This is a genomic window from Vibrio fluvialis (assembly GCF_900460245.1).
In the GTDB taxonomy this organism is placed as follows: domain Bacteria; phylum Pseudomonadota; class Gammaproteobacteria; order Enterobacterales; family Vibrionaceae; genus Vibrio; species Vibrio fluvialis.
On record NZ_UHIP01000001.1, the window covers coordinates 2,087,981 to 2,108,721 of the forward strand.

The following is a 20,741-nucleotide window of genomic DNA, read 5'->3' on the forward strand; positions in this document are numbered from 1 at the left end:
AATCATCACCAGCCGCAGCATACAAACTGCGGCTGCTGTTTCAAGGAAGCAATGAATCACAATGAATAACAGCAAACGTGTCGAAATTCTGCAGCGATTAAGGGACAACAATCCGAATCCGCAGACCGAGCTCAACTGGAACACGCCGTTTGAACTGCTGATTGCGGTACTGCTTTCGGCGCAGGCAACAGACGTCAGCGTCAACAAAGCCACCGACAAACTGTATGCCGTTGCCAACACGCCTCAAGCGATGTGGGATTTAGGTGTTGATGGCGTCAAGGAATACATTAAAACCATCGGTCTGTTTAACTCAAAAGCCGAAAACGTGATTAAAACCTGCCGCATTCTGCTCGACCAACATCAGGGCGAAGTGCCGGAAAATCGCGAAGCGTTAGAAGCGCTGCCTGGCGTCGGGCGCAAGACGGCCAACGTTGTACTCAATACCGCCTTTGGCTGGCCGGCCATTGCGGTCGATACCCATATTTTCCGCGTATCGAACCGCACTAAGTTTGCCGTCGGCAAGAACGTGGATGACGTGGAAGCAAAACTGCTGAAAGTTGTACCGAAAGAGTTCAAACTCGATGTCCATCACTGGTTGATTCTGCATGGCCGCTACACTTGCGTGGCACGCAAGCCTCGCTGCGGCAGCTGCATTATCGAAGACCTGTGCGAATTTAAAGATAAAGTTTACCCGGAAAGCTAGGAGTCCATTATGTCAAACAATCGTATTCTTCATACCATGCTGCGCGTTGGCGATCTTGACCGTTCAATTGAGTTTTACACTCAGGTGATGGGTATGAAACTACTACGCAAAAACGAAAATGCCGAATACAAATATACGCTGGCATTTTTGGGCTATGGCGATGAATCAGAAGGTGCAGTGATTGAACTGACTTACAACTGGGGCGTTGAGAGCTACGACATGGGTAATGCCTACGGCCACATTGCCATTGGTGCAGACGACATTTATGCCACGTGCGATGCCATCAAAGCGGCGGGCGGTAATGTCACCCGTGAACCAGGCCCAGTGAAAGGCGGCACCACGCATATTGCTTTCGTGAAAGACCCAGATGGCTACATGGTTGAACTGATTCAGAACAAACAGGCCACCGCAGGTCTGGAAGGTTAATCCCCTCTCGTACTTGAAAAAACCGCCCAAGTGGCGGTTTTGTTTTATTCCCCTCAATCCTCATGGTTTACATGATAATAATTATCATTTAAATTAAACTCATTCAGGCTCATGAAGGATTGACCGATGACCATCAAAGAGTGGGAAAAACATACCTTACTGGCAGATATCGCCATGCAGCAGGCAGATCATCTGCGCAGCATTCTCCATTACCAGCAGGCGCTGACATTGAGTGACAGACTCGGTGAAGCTGAAGACATTGAGCTGGAAGATCGACTGATGATCTCGGTGATTTCGTGTCACAACATGGCCGGGTTCTGGCGAACGATTGGCGATAACCAGTACGAACTCAAATATCTGGAACTCGCATCAGAGCGGATCCTGACCTTGATTCCTCAGTGTGGTAATCCGAGTTGCGAGGCGTTTGTGGATTCTCTGGGTTGCTGTAAGAAAGCCTTGATTGAATTTATGAAACGCCACCCCAACCCCCAGTTGGCTAAGTTGGTCAAGGACATCGACTCCGCATCAAGCTGCAATTTGATTGCCAAGTTTCGTTTGAATTAGGGCTGGCTCTACAGCCCCAATTCGCGATCACACCTGCGTGCGGCCAAGCGAGATCACCACTCGGCGGTTCTTATCTTTGCCGATCGGCGATGCATTGTCGGCAATCGGACGACGTTTGCCATAGCCCTGTACCTGAATGCGATCCGCGGGCAGTCCGAGTGACTCAAAATATTTCTGCAGTGATTCCGCCCGTTTTTCCGACAAGCTTTGGCTCTCATTTTTGCCATCCGTTGCGTCGGTATAGGTGGCCACCAAGACCAAATCGATATCCGAGTTATAGCGAATGTATTCCGCAATTTGAGCCAGACGTTTTTGTGATGCTTTGTTCAGCTCAACGCTGTCACCACGGTCGTAATGCAAGATAGTAAATGAGATGTCTTCAAAACTGTATGGCAGCAGGTTGGACACACAGTCGCTGAATGCGTTGTACTGCGGCTGAAACAGTACCGACGACAGCGCTACTTCAATGCGTTGATCACGGCTCTGCCAGTCTTGATAGCTGAATGTCGGGTAGCGCCCTTTTTCCAGTTCACTTAACAACGCCCAAGCAGTCTGGCCGCCAATGTAACCGTCAAATTGTTTGAAAAACTGAATATTGGTAATGCGATCCGCGCTTTCGCCTGGCCGCCAAGCCGGTGGCATAGACACTAAGCTGACATTGCGGGTATCGCCCATTGGCCGGCGCATCTTGAGTTCAAAATCGAGATTAATTTTCTTACTGGCGTGCGAGGTAAATACCGCATCGCCGTAATTCGGAATGGGGTGCACCAGCTGGCACTCGAGCGGCGTATTGATCGCCATCTGCCAACTTGACTGTTGCGGCGTTGCCACATAGCGCTTCTCCATTGCCGCAGCGGCAAATGCAGAACAAGCGCCAAAAGCAACGATACTTGTTACAACCCATTTATTCATAAGGACTTACTTCTCTTTACGCGGCCAGCGGCAATGACGAAATCTTGCCGCCGCATTCATTTCTTATCGAATAATGCAAAAACCTCGCCAACCCTTACCCTGTCTATATCTCATTGCACAAAACTTCAGCAACGCTGCCCTGTTCAACGGCCTTTTGTTGGTTTGAAACCGCAATTTTAAAGCCACTTTTCTCCTTTCAATTCTATGTGGCTGCGAGCGCGACAAAAATGAATGAATCCGCTGGAATATAGCGCAACAAATGGCGAATTTAATTGCGCTTTAATCTACCTATTTGGTTTTTCTCACGGGGAGAATCTGCAATAATGCTGCCCCTATCACATAAGCTAGGGATCACATGACAGACACAAATGAAGCTCTGACTCTGAAAAAGCGCTTTCGCGGCTATTTCCCAGTCGTAATCGATGTAGAAACTGCAGGATTCAACCCACAAACTGATGCACTGCTGGAAATTTGCGCAGTGACATTAGCGATGGATGAAAACGGCAACTTACACCCTGCTTCGACGATTCACTTTCATGTCGAACCTTTCGAAGGCGCCAATATTGAAAAAGCGGCGCTGGAATTTAACGGCATTTATGATCCCTTTAGTCCGTTACGCGGTGCGGTTACCGAAGACCACGCACTGAAAGAGATTTATAAACAGGTACGCAAAGAGCAGAAAGCTGCCGATTGCAGCCGCGCCATCATCGTTGCTCACAACGCGGCGTTTGACCATGGTTTTGTCATGGCTGCCAGCGAACGTTGTAAACTCAAACGAGTCCCTTTCCATCCTTTTGCTACTTTTGATACGGCAACGCTCAGCGGCCTGGTTTATGGTCAGACTGTTCTCGCCAAAGCCTGCAAAGCGGCCGGGATGGAGTTTGACAATCGTGAAGCCCATTCTGCACTTTACGATACTCAGCAAACCGCAGAGCTGTTCTGCGGCATCGTCAACCAATGGAAAGCACTTGGCGGCTGGCCGTTGGCTGACGACAATGACCTTAATAATAAGTAAGCACAACTGACCGAGAAGTATATGAACCCTGTAGTCATTTCTGTCTGTGTCATGCTGGTTCTGGCCCTGATGCGAGTAAACGTCGTCGTTGCACTGACGTTTAGCGCCATCGTTGGCGGCCTGGTAGCTGGTATGAGTTTAAACGACACCGTTGCCGCATTTGAAAGTGGTTTGGGTGGTGGCGCGACCATCGCTTTGAGCTACGCAATGCTGGGGACTTTTGCCGTGGCCATCTCGAAATCGGGCATCACCGATCTGCTGGCTCAAAGCGTCATTAAGCGCATTCATGGCCGACATAGCATGGCAGCATCGACTGGCATGAAATACGTCGTGATCGTAGCACTGCTGCTGATGGCGATGTCTTCTCAAAACATTATTCCGGTGCACATCGCGTTCATTCCAATTCTGATCCCGCCATTGCTGGGCGTGTTTGCGCGTCTGGGCATTGACCGTCGTCTGATTGCTTGTGTACTGACGTTTGGTTTGATCACACCATATATGGTTCTACCGGTAGGTTTCGGCGGCATTTTTCTTAACAACATTTTGCTGAAAAACCTGCATGACAACGGCCTGGAAAACGTTACTGCCAGCCAAGTACCGATGGCAATGCTGCTGCCGGGTCTGGGCATGGTATTCGGTCTTCTGGTTGCAATATTCTTCTCTTACCGTAAACCACGCGTTTACAAAGAGACTGAACTGACGGTTGTGCATCAAGAAACAACGGCTATCAATAAGAAGCATATTCTAGTGGCTGGCGTCGGTATCCTGGCGGCTCTCGCAGTGCAACTGACCACAGGTTCGATGATCATCGGCGCACTGGCTGGCTTCATGGTATTTACTTTTGGTGGCGTAATTGCGTGGAAAGAAACCCACGACGTGTTTACCAAAGGTGTCCACATGATGGCAATGATCGGTTTCATCATGATCTCGGCAGCGGGTTTTGCAGCTGTAATGAAAGAGACTGGCGGCGTGGAAACGTTGGTGTCCTCTTTGGCGACCAGTATCGGTGATAACAAACCGCTGGCGGCGCTGCTGATGCTGGTTGTTGGCCTGTTGGTGACCATGGGTATCGGTTCATCATTCTCGACCATTCCAATTATTGCGACCATATACGTGCCACTGTGTCTGGCATTTGGTTTCTCGCCAATGGCGACCATCGCTCTGGTGGGTACGGCAGCGGCCCTGGGCGATGCGGGTTCTCCGGCCTCAGACTCAACACTTGGTCCAACGTCCGGTCTGAATGCGGATGGCCAACACGAGCATATTTGGGAAACTGTGGTTCCGACCTTTGTTCACTACAACCTGCCGCTGATTGCGTTTGGCTGGTTGGCTGCCATGGTGTTGTAAGCTCTGAGCTGAATCACAGGTACAAAAAAGGCTTCCCGCGGGAAGCCTTTTTATTGGCAAAGTGTATTACGCGCCTTCGTTGTGCAACTCAAGGTTTGCCAGTTCCTGTTGGATTTCACGTTGCGTCTTCGCGTCATCACTGCGCATTGACTCAAGAAAGTCCAGGTATTGCTGGTCAATATCCCCTGTCACGTACTCGCCGTTAAAGACCGAAGTTTCAAACTTAGCGATGTCCTGATTACCAGCACGTACCGCGTCAACCAAATCATCCAGGGTCTGGAAAATCAGCGCATCAGCACCGATCTGCTTACAAATCGCTTCGTTGTCACGACCGTGAGCAATCAGCTCATTAGCACTCGGCATGTCGATACCGTAAACGTTCGGGAAGCGAATCTCTGGCGCTGCAGACACCATGTAGACTTTCTTCGCACCGGCGTCACGCGCCATCTCAATGATTTGCTCAGAAGTAGTGCCGCGTACGATAGAGTCATCCACCAGTAGTACGTTCTTGTCTTTAAACTCAGAACGAATGGTGTTGAGCTTACGACGTACAGATTTCTTACGCTGTTGCTGGCCCGGCATGATAAACGTACGGCCCACATAACGGTTTTTCACGTAGCCCTGACGGTATGGTTTATCCAGCGCCTGAGCGATTTGTAGCGCGATATCACATGAAGTTTCCGGAATCGGAATCACCACGTCGATGTCGAGCTCTGGGAAGTTGGCTTTGATACGGTCGCCCAGTTTTTTGCCCATTTCAACGCGCGCGCTGTAAACCGAAATCTTATCGATGAACGAATCCGGACGAGCAAAGTATACAAATTCAAAAATACATGGGTTGAGAACCGGATTGTCAGCACACTGCTTAGTGAACAGTTCACCTTCAAACGTCGCGTACACCGCTTCACCCGGTGCGACATCACGCATGAAATCAAAACCGACGGCATCGAGCGCTACCGATTCAGACGCGACCATATATTCCGTGCGACCATTCACTTCACGTTTACCCAGACACAGAGGACGGATACCGTGCGGGTCACGGAAAGCAATCATACCGTGGCCAATGATCATCGCAGTCACCGCGTAGGCACCGCGAATCGCACGGTGCACATTAGCAACTGCGCGGAAGACGTCTTCTGCTGTAACGTTGCCTTTCACGGTGTCGATTTCGTGTGCCAATACGTTCAGCAGCACCTCTGAATCCGAAGTGGTGTTGACGTGGCGACGGTCTTTTTCAAACAGTTTCTGGCGAACTTCGTTGGCATTAGTGAGGTTGCCATTGTGAGCGAGGGTGATACCAAATGGCGAGTTGACGTAGAAAGGTTGAGCTTCAGAGGCACTTGAACTGCCTGCGGTTGGGTAACGAACGTGTCCGATACCGACGGAGCCCTGAAGGCGCTGCATGTGTTTCGCTTCAAAGACATCCTTCACTAAACCGTTCGCTTTACGCAGACGAAAACGATTGCTTTCTATGGTACAAATACCAGCGGCATCTTGGCCACGATGCTGCAATACCGTTAACGCGTCATAAATTGACTGGTTTACAGGCGTTGTACCCACGATTCCAACAATACCACACATGTCCTAATCCTCGATTTGCGACAATTGCTGGCGCTTATACAGCGCCAGACAGAAAACTTGATGTTGCTTGTAAGTGTTCAAAGAACGGAGCAATAATGCGGCTAAATTCCGGCACCAGCTGCGAGCCCTTCCACCACTCTGAGCTTGGGAATGCGGTGAACGCATCCATAAAAAATAAGGCCGCTGCAACAATCAGAACTCCGCGTAGTGCGCCAAAAACGACACCCAGAATTCTGTCTGTTCCTGAAAGTCCGGTCTTTTGTACTAACTGCGAAATCACGTAGTTAACGATCGCACCCACAACCAATGTTGCGACAAACAGAGCGGCAATAGCCGATCCGTTGCGAAACATTTCATCCTTAATGTTAGTAAAGTATACCGCCAGCTTGGCGTAGTATTCCGAAGCGATATAAAACGCTCCAAACCAAATCACTAAGGACAGGGCTTCTTTCGCAAAGCCACGAACCAGACTGATCAGTGCAGACAAACCAATCACACTTAAAATGACAATATCTAACCAATTCATGAGTTCTTACATTCTAAGTTGGCGCGCATTTTAACAGAAAAATACGCGACGCAAACGTTTTCTTAAGGGTTTAGTGGTTTAAATTTGAGCAATTGACCTTTCGCGCCGGTAATTTTCTCTAATTCCAGCAACTGTTTTTCCAGCTTACTTTTGGAGACATCCGGACCAATGATCACTCGGGTAAAACCATTTTCTTGTTTGGTATGAGCCTGATAGCCGCGCTTTTGCAAATCATCGACAACGTTTTTCGCATTCTCGGCATTCTTCAGCGCCATAAGCTGAATAATCCACGCACTGTCCTGATAATCATTTTTCTCAGGCACATTACGTACCGCTGTCGCTAAAGGTTTGCTTGGCTGAGTAGCAGGCGTAGACACTGTATTACTGACTGGCGCCGTGTCTACCGCCGTGACCGGTGATTCAGGCAAGGCGACTTGATCTTCCACCGGGTCCAACACTTCAAATTTTTCCACTTCACTCTCAAGCTCAGGCTTGATCGGAATGCTGGCCATTTCTTCTTTGTAGTGCAGTTTTTTACCATCCAGCACATCCGGTAACACAATGACACCGATAGCGACAAGAATGATGGTACCAACCAAACGGCTTTGAAATTTACTCGCCATTGATACTCCCTTGGATTAAGACGGGTTGTTGTTTTGCCAATGCTCCAACACTTCACCCACAGTGTGGAAAGAGCCGGCCACGACTATGACATCGTCTGACTGCGCTTGTGTCAACGCCGCTTCAAATGCCACGACCGGATTGGCGTAACGCGTTTGCGATTCAGCCAGATACTGACACAGCTCATCGGCACTGGCCGCGCGCGGACCGCTCAACGATGCAGGATACCATTGCTTAACCACAGGTTTTAAAATCGCAAGCGTCGACTTCACGTCTTTGTCATGCAGCATGCCGACAACCAGATGCACGCTTTGGCCGGGGAAACGCTGCTCAAGTTGAGATACCAGATATTCAGCTGAATGCGGGTTGTGCGCCACATCCAGTAAAATGGTTGGTGCATCGCTGATTTTTTGCATGCGACCGGCCAAAGTCGCCTTCTTCAGTCCTTCGACAATGTTGACATCACTGATTTCAAGTCCTGAACATCCGAGAGCCATCAATGCGGTCGCTGCGTTTGGCAGCGGCAAGGTTGGCAATGGCAGATCCGTCAGTTCAAATGAGCCGCTACGCCATTCCCAGCGCGTCTCGCTCACTTTGTCATACGTAAATTGGATACCGACCTGATGGAATTCGGCGCCAATGTCATCCGCATGCGCCGCCACGGTTGCTGGCGGTTTAGGCTGACCACAGATGGCGGGTTTACCTGCACGGTAAATCCCAGCTTTCTCATAACCGATGACGTTGATGTCATCCCCCAGCCAATCCACATGGTCGATCGCCAAACTGGTAATCACTGACACATCATGGTCAACCACGTTGGTGGCATCTAAACGACCGCCGAGGCCAACTTCCAGCAGCACCACATCAACGTTCTCTGTTTGGAACAAGCGCAGCGCGGCCAAAGTACCGAATTCAAACAAGCTGAGGGTAATCTCTCCACGTTGCTGCTCAACAAACGCGAATGCCTGAGTGTGCTTTTCATCACACATGTCTTGGCCGTTGATACGCACACGCTCGTTATAGCGAATAAGATGGGGGGAACTGTACACGCCAACCGAATAGCCCGCTTCCAGCAAAATGGCTTCCATCAAGGCGCAAGTTGAGCCTTTGCCGTTAGTGCCGGCAACCGTAATGACGGTAGGAGCTGGTTTGGTAAGATTGGCTTTTTGAGCGACCGCCTGAACACGATCCAGACCGAGGTCGATGGCTGAGGTATGAATATGGGTTAAATAATCAAGCCACACCGAAAGAGGCGATGTGGCTTGAGGAATTGGGTTTTGACTCATCTAACGTAGAACCATTGTTTTGCTTGGTTTAGTTAGAGCCTACTTTACCCTTTTTTGTTCGCTTCTGGTACAGAATATGCGGCTTCATTTGGCGCATCGTTCACAGAAACTACCAGCGGAGACTCCTGACGAGTCATTTTCGCCAGCAGGCCAGCAACGCGTTGACGCATTTCACGACGGTCTACGATCATGTCAATCGCGCCGTGCTCCAGCAAAAACTCACTGCGTTGGAAACCTTGTGGTAATTCTTCACGTACCGTTTGTTCGATAACACGGCGACCTGCGAAGCCGATCAGAGCTTTCGGTTCGCCGATATTGATGTCACCCAGCATCGCCAGACTGGCTGATACACCGCCCATGGTTGGGTCTGTCATCACGGAAACAAACGGCAGGCCTTTTGCGGACAAACGCTCAAGCGCAGCACTGGTTTTCGCCATTTGCATCAGCGACATCAATGCTTCTTGCATACGTGCGCCGCCGCTGGCAGAGAAACAAACCAGACCGCAGTTCGCTTCGATTGCAGCGTCAACCGCACGCACGAAACGCGCGCCGACCACTGACCCCATTGAACCACCCATAAAAGAGAATTCAAATGCACACGCAACCACAGGAATGCTCATCAACTCGCCTTTCATTACAATTAGCGCGTCTTTTTCGCCACTGCTCTTCTGAGCTGCGGCAATACGCTCTTTGTAACGTTTGGAGTCTTTGAATTTCAGTTTATCTTGCGGCTCCAGCTCGTCCGCGATTTCGTAACGGTTTGCTTCGTCCAGAAACGTTTCAAGACGACGACGCGCCTTCATACGCATGTGATGATTACATTTAGGACAAACTTCAAGATTGCGCTCTAGTTCAGCGTAATAAAGCACCTGTTCACAAGATGTACATTTGGTCCAAACCCCTTCTGGGATAGACGCTTTACGTGAACTTCCGATGTTGCTTTTTTCTAAAATCTTTTCAAGCCAGCTCATGCAAGACCTTTTACTCTCTCATCTGCCGCTGTATTGCGACAGATTCTAATTCGACATTAACGCGTGTGGATTAAAGCATAGAAAATGCCAACTGTGGACAAAAAACTGGTTGTACCTATTTCTTGTACGGGCATCCCACGCACAATATTGTTCATATTTGAACCAATTACTGCCAATTAGTTCAAATTCTCAGGTAAGAATAGCGGACCAAGCGGCGCTTTGGGTAAATCAAACACCTCAGGATAGTCCACATCGACCAGATATAAGCCTTCTGCCTTGGCTGTCGCCCCCGCGAGCCTGCGGTCTTTGGCTTCCAGCAGCCACTGAATCCACTCGGGCTCCTGCTCACCACGACCAACGGCAATCAAACTGCCGGTAATATTACGCACCATATGGTGGACAAACGCATTCGCTTTAATATCAATCACTATGTAGCGTTCGTGGCGAGTTACATTTAAGTGCATTATGTTACGCCAAGGACTGCGTGACTGACAATGCACGGCTCTAAATGACGTGAAGTCATTCTCACCCAGCAAGAATTGTCCTGCACGATGCATGCGTTCAACATCCAATTCACCGTGATAATGGCTAACACCGGAAGACATAATGCCTGGTCGGAACATATGATTGTAGATCACATAGCGATAACGACGCGCCGTCGCGCTGAATCGGGCATGAAATTCGTCCGGGACTTCTTTGGCCCAACGCACTGCAATGTTTTTCGGCAAATTAGCGTTGGCCCCCATCGACCAGGCCACCATTTTACGCGTCGCAGTCGTATCAAAATGAACCACCTGACCCGTACCATGTACTCCGGCGTCAGTTCTGCCTGCACACTGTACTTCGACAGGATGATTAGCGATGACCGTCAGTGCCTTTTCCAGCTCTTCCTGGACGCTTTTTACTTCGCGTTGGCGCTGCCAGCCATAGTATTGAGTTCCATCGTACTCGATACCCAAAGCGATTCTCATGTTCTCTTCTCTCAAGCAAACTAGGGCGTTGAAAATGGGGCGGGCAGTATAAACCCTATCGCGTAGAATTTCTAATAGGCAAAAAAAGAGGTAACCCAGTTACCTCTTTTCATTTAATGTTGATAGCCTATGCTCGACCGTTAATGACATCAATCAAACGTTTAGCTTGCTGACGAATATCGTCACTGCCGTCCACGATGGCCTCTTCCAGCAGTTTAACGGCACCTTTTTCATCGTTCATTTCCATGTAGATTTTGGCCAGATCCAGCTTGCCTGCAGCCTCTGAATTGCTATCCACATCAACATCCGAAATTTCACCAATCACATCCGGGAACTCATTCAAACCAACGTCCAGCTTGAGTTCCTCATCATCTGGATTAAAAGCAGTATCTTCGCGTTCAACCTGAGCCATCAGTTCATCAATAGTCATGAAATGCTTCTCTTGCGGGTCGAAGTCGGCGAGATCTTCCTGCGTTGCCCAGTTTTCTGTTGCCACTTCCGGCTGCTGGTTTTGAATATCTGATTGCCAGACAGCACGTTCTTCTTCTGGTACTTCATCCGGAATGGTGGCTTGCTGATCGGGGGTCAGACTAAATCCATTCCAGTCTTCGCCGCCCATTTGCAACATCGCATCAATGTCCATGCCAGCACTGTCGATAGTTTGTGCATCAATTGGCTGATCGAATGAGAAGCCTTCATTCTCTTCATTTTCATCAAGCAGTGAATTGAGTGAACGCTCATCAAACTCCTGATGCGCCATCGCCTCAAAGTCAATTCCAGCCTCTGCTTCAGGCGAACGCTCAGGATCAATATCAGAAGAAGCGATTGAATCTGCCAGTGCATCTTCTTCGCTGTATTCCGGTAACTCTAAGTCATCGAATTCAAACTCATCTTCTGCCTGAGCATCAGCCAATTCTGCGGCGAGATCTTGTTCTTTAACTTCAGGCTCACCCGATAACTCCGGCTGCGCCATCGCATCTGCCAGCGCATCTTCTTCGCTGTATTCCGGTAACTCTAGGTCGTCGAATTCAAGCTCATCGCCTGCCTGAGCGTCAGCAAAGTCAGCAGTAAGGCCTTCTTCTTTAACTTCAGGCTCACCCGATAACTCCCGCTGCGCTATCGCATCCGCCAGCGCATCTTCTTCGCTGTATTCCGGTAGCTCCAAGTCGTCGAATTCAAGCTCATCGTCTGCCTGAGCGTCAGCAAAGTCAGCAGTAAGGCCTTCTTCTTTAACTTCAGGCTCCCCCGACAACTCCGGCTGCGTAACCGCATCTGCCAGCGCATCTTCTTCGCTGTATTCCGGCAGCTCTAGGTCGTCGAATTCAAACTCATCTTCTGCCTGAACATCGGCCAATTCTGCGGCGAGATCTTGTTCTTTAACTTTAGGCTCGCCCGACAACTCCGGCTGCGCTATCGCATCCGCCAGCGCATCTTCTTCGCTGTATTCCGGTAGATCCAAGTCGTCGAATTCAAACTCATCTTCTGCCTGAGCACCGGCAAATTCGGCCGCGAGATTTTCTTCTTTAACCTCTGCTTCGGGCTCACCCGACAACTCCGGCTGTGCTATCGCATCTGCCAGCGCATCTTCTTCGCTGTATTCCGGTAGCTCTAGGTCGCCGAAGTCAAACTCATCTTCTGCCTGAGCGTCAGCAAAGTCTGCGGCAAGGCCTTCTTCTTTAACTTCAGGCTCACCCGATAACTCCGGCTGCGTAATCGCGTCGGCCAGCGCATCTTCTTCGCTGTATTCCGGTAGCTCCAAGTCGTCGAATTCATACTCATCTTCTGCCTGAACATCGGCAAATTCGGCCGCGAGATTTTCTTCTTTAACCTCTGCTTCGGGCTCACCCGACAACTCCGGCTGCGTAATCGCGTCGGCCAGCGCATCTTCTTCGCTGTATTCCGGTAGCTCCAAGTCGTCGAATTCAAACTCATCTTCTGCCTGAACATCGGCCAATTCTGCGGCGAGATTTTCTTCTTTAACCTCTGCTTCGGGCTCACCCGACAACTCCGGCTGCGCCATCGCTTCCGCCAGCGCATCTTCTTCGCTGTCTTCCGCTAGCGCTAATTCATCGAAATCAAACGATTCATCATCCAATTCTGCCGCGAAAAAATCGCACTCAACATCGTTGTCATCTGATGCCGAAGTGGTCTCTGAGACATTGTCGCGAACACTCTCAACGATCTCGGTGTTTTCTGCTCCATCTAGTTCTGCCATGAAGTCGGCCGAAGATAGCGGTTGGCTATCCTCCACTATTTCACTGGTTGATTCTGACTCTTCATCCAACAGCCAGTCATCATCTTGTGGGACACCAAACTCGTTCGCGATAGGTTCGGGCACAGTCACTGCTGTTGGCGTTTTTTCTGGCTGCATCTCTGCCCCAGAATCAGTACCTTCAATTTCAGGATTGAAATCGAAGGCCTCATCTTCAAACGCTGATTCCTCATCATCATCGAGATTGAACTCTTCGAGCAACGGATCATGTTCTGGAACAGAACTCAGCAAATCATCTTTGAAGTTGTCACTGTTAAACTCTGCGGTTGGTTCCTGAGCCAGCTGTTCAATTTCGAGCAACTCTTCAAAAAACTCCGTACCGTCATCTAAAACAGGCTCTTCTACCGATTCAGAAGCCACATTTTCAGTTTTAACTGGTTGCTCTTCTTTCTCCACCCATTCATCGAGCAGGGTTGGGCTGTTGTGGTCAAACTCCTCGCTTGGTTCCGGCGCAGACTCATCCAGCAATTCGTTCAATAACTTGTCGCTGGCAACATCAAAGTCATCATCCAGTTCGAGGGTTTCCAAGCCGTCTTCGTCAGCGATGAGTTCATCAAGCAGATCCGTGCTGTCACTATCGAGAGTAACATCTTCATCAATAAGCTCGTCCAGCAACGCCGTCTCTTCAAAGTTATCGGCTTCTGCTTCCAGCGTTTCCAAGTCTGCTTGCGATTCGATGCTGTTAAACAGGCTCTCCAGATCCTCATCCGAGGTCATTTTCACATCGGTCTGAGTGAGCTCACGCTCAATCGGATCCGACATCAGCTCGTCAAGGTTGTCATCTAGCAACGTATCAAAATCGAGGTCATCGGCAGTGTCATCTTCTTGACCGAATCCACTCAGCAGCTCATCCAACATCGATTGATCAATCGCATCTGACTCCAGATCTTCCACTTCACCATCATTTGCGAGAAGAGATTCGATTTCAGCCTGCGACATGTCACCGTCATCAGACAGATCAAAGGCCGCTTCATCATCGTCATCATTCGCATTGTGAGTCGCTTCATCCAGCGCACGCTCCATCTCTTCCAGACCGAGCGCTTTCTCTTCACTGTTGACGCTGATACCGCTGTTGCTGCCAAACTCAGTATCCAGATCGCCATCATCGTCAATACCAGCGAATGGGTCTTGTCCATCCTCGCCTTCGAGATTGAAATCAAGATCACTCTCATCCAGGTCAGCGAAGATATCGTCTTCATCTTTACTGTCGACTTCGTCACTGAACAGTTTTTCACTGTCGTCAGTATCACCAAACAGATCATCGTCAAGCAGTAGTTCATCATCCAGACCATCAATTTCGGGTTCACCGACAGTGACAGGTGCAACAGCAGCTTCCGGAGTTGCAGTTTGAGCGGGTTGCAGCGTAGGCTCCGTTGATGAAGACTTCGAGCGACGACTCAGCAGCATCAGCACCAGTAAACCAATTAACAAACCCGGGATCAGCGCTAACAAGCCAACCATCCAACCATTGGACAACAGTTGATCGAGCGCAGATGGCGCGAGTTTTTGCGCTTCATCGCGCTTGACGCGCTCTTCCTGCAGCAATTTCTCGACTTCAGAACGGATGCGGTTCTCATCGCCGAGTTCCTGTTTCAGGTTGTCGACTTCAGATTGCATCTGCGCCACCATCAGGCGCAGTTTGTGATTTTTCTCTTCCAGAGCAACCAACTCGGTATCTGAAGCTGCAATCTGTTTTTCTACCTTCTCGACTTCAGGCTTCACCGTATCAACCATTGCAGGCGCAGTGACGGTTTCAGCAACCTTGGCTGTAACCTGCTGAGTTTTCGCTTCCACTACAGGTTGAGGCTTTGCGATCGGAGCAGGTTGAATCGCGGGCTTAACTTCTCCCTGATTCAGGCGCGCTTGATGCGCAGCCATAATGTTGATCGCCTCTTGCGTCGTCGCACTACTCACTTGAGCCAAAGAAGGCACTCGGAGTGTGCTGCCCGGGATCAGGCTATGAATATTTTGATTTTCAAACGCTTGAGGGTTGAGGCGATAGATAGCCAGCAATGTTTGCTGAACCGTTACCGCCGCAGAAGGCTTTAGACGAGTGGCAATCGACCATAAGGTATCTTGCTCGGTTGTCGGACCAAAAAATGTTGAAGGCTCGCTATTTGCAGAAGATGCAGCGTTACGCACAATCTCACTGCTGAATTGCGGAGAAGATTGTACCTCACCGCTCGGGCCGATAAGGCGAATGCCTTCTGCACTTACGATAGAAGTCTGAGTGACGGCAGCCACTGCCAAAGGCAACAGCAATCGCTGGAAAAATTGACGCATAAAAGGCTCAGCTGAATGCTTTAACTAAAGGAATACAATGATCTGTTAAATATATCGGATCAGCTAGGCAAAACTATAGGCTGTAAGGCAAAAAATGTGTCTCGACCACAATAATCGCAGGAATCTCACACAAATTTTGTGCTCGGGGCAGGCCTCCGCTCACGTGTGAGGTGATTATTGATAAAAATAAAGCCAGCGTTGTGCTGGCTTTATTTCAATGATCACAGTGCAAAACGCTTACTCAGTGTCGATTCTAGCCCAAGTATCGCGCAAGCCAACGGTGCGGTTAAATACCAACGCATCTGCTTTAGAATCTTTGGCATCGGCACAGAAGTAACCCATACGTTCAAATTGATAACCGAACTCAGCTTCAGCAGAAACAAGACTTGGTTCAATGAAGCCGTTCAGTTTCACCAGTGATTCTGGGTTGATTGTCGCGGCAAAGTTATCAGCTGCGCCCGGGTTTGGCACAGTGAACAGGCGGTCATACAGGCGGAATTCCGCAGGTACACCTTTATCCGCAGAAACCCAGTGAATAACGCCTTTTACCTTACGGCCATCTGCTGGGTTTTTACCCAGCGTATCTGCATCGTAGGTACAGTAGATGGTCGTGATGTTACCTTGCTCGTCTTTCTCAACACGCTCAGCTTTGATCACGTATGCACCACGCAGGCGAACTTCTTTACCCAGAACCAGACGTTTGTATTTCTTGTTGCCTTCTTCACGGAAGTCTTCACGTTCAATCCATACTTCACGAGTAAACGGTACTTCGCGCTCACCCATTTCTGGTTTGTTCGGGTGGTTTGCAATGTGAAGCATTTCAACAGAGTCTGCAGCAAAGTTCTCAATCACAATCTTAACTGGATCCAGAACCGCCATCGCGCGCGGAGCGTTTTCGTTCAGATCGTCGCGAATGCACGATTCCAGCACACCAAATTCAATCAGGTTGTCCTGCTTGGTCACGCCGATACGTTTGCAAAACTCACGGATAGAGGCCGGAGTGAAACCGCGACGACGTAGACCAGAAATGGTCGGCATACGTGGGTCATCCCACCCCTCGACCAGTTTCTCCGTCACCAGTTGGTTCAGCTTACGCTTAGACATAACCGTATATTCGAGATTCAGTCGGCTGAATTCGTACTGACGTGGGTGGCAATCAATCGTAATGTTATCCAGAACCCAATCGTACAGACGGCGGTTGTCTTGGAACTCAAGTGTACACAGTGAATGTGTAATGCCTTCCAATGCATCAGAGATACAGTGAGTAAAGTCATACATCGGGTAGATGCACCACTTGTCACCTGTCTGGTGGTGTTCCGCAAAGCGAACACGATACAACACAGGATCACGCAGCACGATGAATGAGGACGCCATATCAATTTTCGCACGCAGACACGCTTGGCCTTCAGCGAAACCACCATCACGCATTTTTTCAAACAGCGCGAGGTTTTCTTCCACACTACGATCACGGTATGGGCTGTGTTTACCTGGCTCTGTTAATGTGCCACGGTATTCGCGGATCTGCTCAGGACTTAGCTCTTCAACGTACGCTAAACCTTTTTGGATCAGTTCCACCGCATATTCATAAAGCTTGTCGAAGTAATCCGATGAATAACAAACATCGCCAGACCATTCAAAGCCTAACCAGTTCACATCTTTCTTAATCGACTCAACGTATTCGAGATCTTCTTTTTCTGGGTTTGTGTCGTCAAAACGTAAATTACACTGACCCTGATAGTCCTGAGCAATACCAAAGTTCAAACAGATCGACTTCGCGTGTCCGATATGCAGATAACCGTTTGGTTCTGGCGGGAAACGAGTATGCACGCTAGTGTGTTTACCATCCGCTAAATCTTTATCAATGATTTGGCGAATGAAGTTCGATGGACGAGCCTCAGCTTCACTCATCTATAGCACCTCAAAGTTTATTTAGTATTGTCAGAAAAATTTTTCTGCATTTAAAAGCTTCAAAAGCCCGGCAGAGCAGAAATTATTGCCGCTAATGATCCACAATTCTGAACGAATTCACAATAAAAACTGCCGTTTTCTTATGATTATTTCTGGAGTCCGGCGGTTATATCGCCAATCAAATCAAACGAAAAAGCCTTCGCACGAGGCGAAGGCTTCAATTATGGCTAGAGTCTAAAAAGGTTTATGCCTGTTTTGCGTCAGTTAAGTGCTCTTCTGGTTGAATCGCTTTCATCTGACCAGCAACGATTTCCGCCAGTGGACCAAGAATAACTTGGAGGTTGTTAGAACCCAGTTTCACCACGCCCATTGCGCCCAGAGCCTTCAGCTCTTTCTCGTCGATGATAGACATATCTTTGACGGTCAGACGCAGACGAGTGATACACGCATCAATGTTAGACAGGTTTTCGTGACCACCCAGAACTTTCAGGTACTGTTTCGCCAGTTCTGAAGTCTCTGTTGAACCTTTAGAAACTGCAACAGTTTCATCTTCATCTTCACGACCTGGAGTTTTCAGACCGAATTTCACGATAACGGCGCGGAATACCACGTAGTAAAGGGTGAAGAATACCAAGCCTTGAACAATCAGCATGTACCAGTTCACAGCCAGTGGGTTACGAGAAGACAGAACCATATCCACCAGACCCGCAGAGAAGCCGAAGCCTGCAATCCAGTGCATTGATGCCGCGATAAACACTGAGATACCAGTTAGCAGTGCGTGCAGTACGTACAGCAGTGGAGCCAGGAACATGAACGAGAATTCTAGGGGCTCAGTTACACCAGTGAAGAATGATGCAAATGCTGCGGCGATCATGATACCTGCGACTTTCTCTTTGTTCTTCGCTGTAGAGGTGTGGTAAATCGCCAGCGCAGCGCCAGGCAGACCAAACATCATGATAGGGAAGAAACCAGCTTGGTACATACCCGTTACACCAGGGACAGCCGTGCCTTCAGCAATAGATTTCGCGCCGCCTAGGAAGTTAGGGATATCATTAATACCAGCAACGTCAAACCAGAATACTGAGTTCAAAGCGTGGTGTAGACCTACAGGGATAAGTAAGCGGTTGAAGAAAGCGTAAATACCTGCGCCCGTCGCACCCATGCCTTGGATTGATTCACCGAAATGCACCAGACCGCCGTAAATTGCTGGCCAGATATACATCAGAACAAAAGACAGGACGATACCAACAAAAGAGGTCAAAATTGGGACCAAACGTTTACCAGAGAAGAACGCCAGAGCTTTGTGCAGTTCTACTGAAGAGTAACGGTTGTAGATTTCAGCTGAGATGATACCCACTAGGATACCCACAAACTGGTTTTGAATTTTGCTAAACGCTGCTGGCACTGTCGCAGGGTCAATGCCCTGAATTTGAGCAACTGCACCTGGCGAAAGCAGAGTGGTTACAACGTACATACAAACCAGACCAGCCAGAGCTGCTGCACCGTCTTTGTCTTTCGACATACCGTACGCAACACCTACCGCAAACAGCCATGACATGTTGTCGATGATTGCAGCACCAGCTTTGATTAGGAACCCTGCTAGTGCGGAGTTTGCACCCCAACCGTTCGGGTCAATCCAGTAGCCGACACCCATAAGAATGGCCGCGGCTGGTAAAGTAGCAACAGGCACCATCAGGGCCTTACCTACTTTTTGAAAATATCCAAGAATATTCACCTTATAGTTCCCCCTATAGGATTTTGGTATATTTGGACCGGGCGACTTATTTTAGTCGCTCAATTTAGTCATAGTCAGTGTATGACATTAATTTTGCTCCGCAAATTAAAACCTTATCAATTGTGATCATAATCACCAGAAACGGTCAAAATTCGACTATTTTGCTAGCGAGATCATAAAACTTATTTTACAATATAAAAAAACATGGAAATAACGATACTATCTCGTGGTTTGTTACTCTAACGACGAGGAAATTAGTCTATACTTAGCGGCAACACTGAGTGTGACCACGACTTACAAAGTCCTTGAGTAGTAACGCTGTTTAGTACTTATTTTTAGCCACGATATTTGTGGCCGTTTGCCCGAAAGATAATTCGCGACCTAATTGAAGTCAGCAAAGAAAGTTCTGCCCTGCACGCCTTCGCTGGCCTGATGTCGCCAAATAAATTGATAAAATCTCGATAGATAAGGATTAGCTGATATGTACGCGCTAACTAACTGCAAAATCTACACAGGTAACGACGTGTTGACCGAACATGCTGTCATTGTGGATGGCGACTTAATTCAAGCCGTATGTCCCATCGAGCAACTGCCTGAAAATCTTAAAACCGTTGATCTGAATGACGCAAACGTGAGCCCAGGCTTTATCGACGTCCAGTTGAATGGCTGTGGCGGCGTTATGTTCAACGATGAAATAACAGCTGAAACCATCCACATCATGCACGAGGCCAACTTAAAGTCTGGTTGTACTAGCTTTTTGCCTACGTTGATTACTTCGTCTGATGAAAACATGCGACAAGCTGTTGCTGCTCAGCGTGAATATCAGCAAAAGTACCAGAATCATTCTCTGGGTTTGCACTTGGAAGGCCCTTATCTGAATGTCATGAAGAAAGGCATTCACTGCGTCGACTTTATCCGCACCTCTGATGATGCCATGATCGACTTCATCTGTGACAACAGCGACGTAGTAACTAAAGTCACGTTAGCACCAGAAAACAATAAAGCGGAGCACATTGAGAAGCTCGCTAAAGCTGGCATTGTCGTTTCCATCGGTCACACCAACGCCACTTACGCAGAAGCCCGTCAAGGCTTCGAAGCTGGTATTACGTTTGCCACTCACCTGTTCAATGCAATGACCCCGATGGCCGGTCGTGAACCGGGAGTTGTCGGTGCCATTTACGATACTCCGGATGTCTACACTGGCGTCATCGCAGACGGTTTCCATGTTGATTACGCCAACATTCGAATCGCGCACAAAATTAAGGGCGAAAAGCTCGTATTAGTGACCGATGCCACAGCTCCTGCAGGCGCTGAAATGGATTACTTTATTTTTGTCGGTAAGAAAGTATATTACCGAGAAGGCAAGTGTGTTGATGAAAATGGCACGCTTGGCGGCTCAGCCCTTACCATGATTGAAGCAGTTCAAAACACGGTTGAGCATGTCGGCATCGCTTTAGATGAAGCTCTACGGATGGCTACTTTGTATCCAGCAAAAGCAATTGGGGTTGCTCATAAACTGGGTCGTGTCAAAAAAGGCATGATCGCCAACCTCACTGTTTTTGACCGTGACTTCAACGTGAAAGCGACTGTGGTTAACGGACAATACGAGCAAAAGTAATA

General features: G+C 48.8%; 16 protein-coding genes. 6 read left to right on the plus strand and 10 right to left on the minus strand.

The genetic code is table 11. The annotated features are described in order from the left end of the window. Positions 1 to 61: 61 nt before the first annotated feature. The 3 genes from nth to DYA43_RS09835 all read left to right on the plus strand — a co-directional run bounded on the left by nth (position 62) and on the right by DYA43_RS09835 (position 1,693). The gene (gene nth, locus DYA43_RS09825; RefSeq protein WP_061056735.1) at positions 62 to 703 is read left to right on the plus strand and encodes an endonuclease III; all 642 of its coding nucleotides are present in this window, start codon (positions 62 to 64) and stop codon (positions 701 to 703) included. A 9-nt stretch (positions 704 to 712) separates the two neighbouring features. Then, the gene (gene gloA / locus DYA43_RS09830; RefSeq protein ID WP_024373956.1) at positions 713 to 1,129 is read left to right on the plus strand and encodes a lactoylglutathione lyase; all 417 of its coding nucleotides are present in this window, start codon (positions 713 to 715) and stop codon (positions 1,127 to 1,129) included. 126 nt (positions 1,130 to 1,255) lie between these two features. Continuing rightward, positions 1,256 to 1,693 carry a DUF2753 domain-containing protein gene (locus DYA43_RS09835; RefSeq protein ID WP_020327948.1) on the plus strand — a complete coding sequence of 146 codons (438 nt, stop codon included), beginning with the start codon at positions 1,256 to 1,258 and terminating at the stop codon, positions 1,691 to 1,693. Between the two features lie 27 nt (positions 1,694 to 1,720). On the opposite strand, the gene motY is transcribed toward DYA43_RS09835, so the two are convergent. Next, the gene (motY, locus tag DYA43_RS09840) at positions 1,721 to 2,605 is read right to left on the minus strand and encodes a flagellar protein MotY (protein ID WP_020327949.1); all 885 of its coding nucleotides are present in this window, start codon (positions 2,603 to 2,605) and stop codon (positions 1,721 to 1,723) included. Positions 2,606 to 2,960: 355 nt separating this feature from the next. On the opposite strand from motY, the gene rnt reads away from it, so the two are divergent. Together rnt and DYA43_RS09850 are read left to right on the plus strand one after the other, a co-directional pair. Further along, positions 2,961 to 3,620, plus strand: a complete 660-nt coding sequence (rnt, locus tag DYA43_RS09845; protein WP_061056736.1) for a ribonuclease T — start codon at positions 2,961 to 2,963, stop codon at positions 3,618 to 3,620. 21 nt (positions 3,621 to 3,641) lie between these two features. Beyond that, a complete protein-coding gene (locus DYA43_RS09850; protein ID WP_061056737.1) occupies positions 3,642 to 4,967 on the plus strand; it encodes a Na+/H+ antiporter family protein in 1,326 nt (441 codons plus the stop codon). A gap of 66 nt (positions 4,968 to 5,033) precedes the next feature. Here DYA43_RS09850 and purF read toward each other — a convergent pair whose 3' ends face one another. The 9 genes from purF to nagE all read right to left on the minus strand — a co-directional run bounded on the left by purF (position 5,034) and on the right by nagE (position 19,121). Beyond that, positions 5,034 to 6,548 carry an amidophosphoribosyltransferase gene (gene purF, locus DYA43_RS09855; protein WP_020327952.1) on the minus strand — a complete coding sequence of 505 codons (1,515 nt, stop codon included), beginning with the start codon at positions 6,546 to 6,548 and terminating at the stop codon, positions 5,034 to 5,036. 34 nt (positions 6,549 to 6,582) lie between these two features. Then, positions 6,583 to 7,074, minus strand: a complete 492-nt coding sequence (locus tag DYA43_RS09860; RefSeq protein ID WP_020327953.1) for a CvpA family protein — start codon at positions 7,072 to 7,074, stop codon at positions 6,583 to 6,585. A 62-nt stretch (positions 7,075 to 7,136) separates the two neighbouring features. After that, positions 7,137 to 7,697 carry an SPOR domain-containing protein gene (locus tag DYA43_RS09865; RefSeq protein ID WP_020431781.1) on the minus strand — a complete coding sequence of 187 codons (561 nt, stop codon included), beginning with the start codon at positions 7,695 to 7,697 and terminating at the stop codon, positions 7,137 to 7,139. A 15-nt stretch (positions 7,698 to 7,712) separates the two neighbouring features. Further along, positions 7,713 to 8,981, minus strand: a complete 1,269-nt coding sequence (folC, locus tag DYA43_RS09870) for a bifunctional tetrahydrofolate synthase/dihydrofolate synthase (RefSeq protein ID WP_061056738.1) — start codon at positions 8,979 to 8,981, stop codon at positions 7,713 to 7,715. A 44-nt stretch (positions 8,982 to 9,025) separates the two neighbouring features. Beyond that, positions 9,026 to 9,952, minus strand: coding sequence for an acetyl-CoA carboxylase, carboxyltransferase subunit beta (gene accD / locus DYA43_RS09875; protein ID WP_020327956.1), 927 nt, complete (start codon positions 9,950 to 9,952; stop codon positions 9,026 to 9,028). A gap of 176 nt (positions 9,953 to 10,128) precedes the next feature. After that, the gene (gene truA, locus DYA43_RS09880) at positions 10,129 to 10,923 is read right to left on the minus strand and encodes a tRNA pseudouridine(38-40) synthase TruA (RefSeq protein ID WP_020431785.1); all 795 of its coding nucleotides are present in this window, start codon (positions 10,921 to 10,923) and stop codon (positions 10,129 to 10,131) included. A gap of 127 nt (positions 10,924 to 11,050) precedes the next feature. Next, on the minus strand, positions 11,051 to 15,478 hold the full coding sequence (locus tag DYA43_RS09885; RefSeq protein WP_061056739.1) for a FimV/HubP family polar landmark protein: 4,428 nt from the start codon (positions 15,476 to 15,478) through the stop codon (positions 11,051 to 11,053). A 237-nt stretch (positions 15,479 to 15,715) separates the two neighbouring features. Continuing rightward, on the minus strand, positions 15,716 to 17,386 hold the full coding sequence (gene glnS, locus DYA43_RS09890; RefSeq protein WP_061056740.1) for a glutamine--tRNA ligase: 1,671 nt from the start codon (positions 17,384 to 17,386) through the stop codon (positions 15,716 to 15,718). A 244-nt stretch (positions 17,387 to 17,630) separates the two neighbouring features. After that, positions 17,631 to 19,121: an N-acetylglucosamine-specific PTS transporter subunit IIBC gene (nagE, locus tag DYA43_RS09895; RefSeq protein ID WP_061056741.1), complete on the minus strand. Its 1,491-nt coding sequence runs from the start codon at positions 19,119 to 19,121 to the stop codon at positions 17,631 to 17,633. A 481-nt stretch (positions 19,122 to 19,602) separates the two neighbouring features. On the opposite strand from nagE, the gene nagA reads away from it, so the two are divergent. Next, positions 19,603 to 20,739 (plus strand): N-acetylglucosamine-6-phosphate deacetylase, encoded by a 1,137-nt coding sequence (gene nagA, locus DYA43_RS09900; protein WP_061056742.1) that lies wholly within the window; start codon positions 19,603 to 19,605, stop codon positions 20,737 to 20,739. Positions 20,740 to 20,741: the final 2 nt, after the last annotated feature.

What these genes read in the sequence shown, in the direction of transcription:
- nth (WP_061056735.1), top strand. Translation starts at nt 62, where the DNA reads ATGAATAACAGCAAACGTGTCGAAATTCTGCAGCGATTAAGGGACAAC.
- gloA (WP_024373956.1), top strand. Translation starts at nt 713, where the DNA reads ATGTCAAACAATCGTATTCTTCATACCATGCTGCGCGTTGGCGATCTT.
- DYA43_RS09835 (WP_020327948.1), top strand. Translation starts at nt 1,256, where the DNA reads ATGACCATCAAAGAGTGGGAAAAACATACCTTACTGGCAGATATCGCC.
- motY (WP_020327949.1), bottom strand. Translation starts at nt 2,605, where the DNA reads ATGAATAAATGGGTTGTAACAAGTATCGTTGCTTTTGGCGCTTGTTCT.
- rnt (WP_061056736.1), top strand. Translation starts at nt 2,961, where the DNA reads ATGACAGACACAAATGAAGCTCTGACTCTGAAAAAGCGCTTTCGCGGC.
- DYA43_RS09850 (WP_061056737.1), top strand. Translation starts at nt 3,642, where the DNA reads ATGAACCCTGTAGTCATTTCTGTCTGTGTCATGCTGGTTCTGGCCCTG.
- purF (WP_020327952.1), bottom strand. Translation starts at nt 6,548, where the DNA reads ATGTGTGGTATTGTTGGAATCGTGGGTACAACGCCTGTAAACCAGTCA.
- DYA43_RS09860 (WP_020327953.1), bottom strand. Translation starts at nt 7,074, where the DNA reads ATGAATTGGTTAGATATTGTCATTTTAAGTGTGATTGGTTTGTCTGCA.
- DYA43_RS09865 (WP_020431781.1), bottom strand. Translation starts at nt 7,697, where the DNA reads ATGGCGAGTAAATTTCAAAGCCGTTTGGTTGGTACCATCATTCTTGTC.
- folC (WP_061056738.1), bottom strand. Translation starts at nt 8,981, where the DNA reads ATGAGTCAAAACCCAATTCCTCAAGCCACATCGCCTCTTTCGGTGTGG.
- accD (WP_020327956.1), bottom strand. Translation starts at nt 9,952, where the DNA reads ATGAGCTGGCTTGAAAAGATTTTAGAAAAAAGCAACATCGGAAGTTCA.
- truA (WP_020431785.1), bottom strand. Translation starts at nt 10,923, where the DNA reads ATGAGAATCGCTTTGGGTATCGAGTACGATGGAACTCAATACTATGGC.
- DYA43_RS09885 (WP_061056739.1), bottom strand. Translation starts at nt 15,478, where the DNA reads ATGCGTCAATTTTTCCAGCGATTGCTGTTGCCTTTGGCAGTGGCTGCC.
- glnS (WP_061056740.1), bottom strand. Translation starts at nt 17,386, where the DNA reads ATGAGTGAAGCTGAGGCTCGTCCATCGAACTTCATTCGCCAAATCATT.
- nagA (WP_061056742.1), top strand. Translation starts at nt 19,603, where the DNA reads ATGTACGCGCTAACTAACTGCAAAATCTACACAGGTAACGACGTGTTG.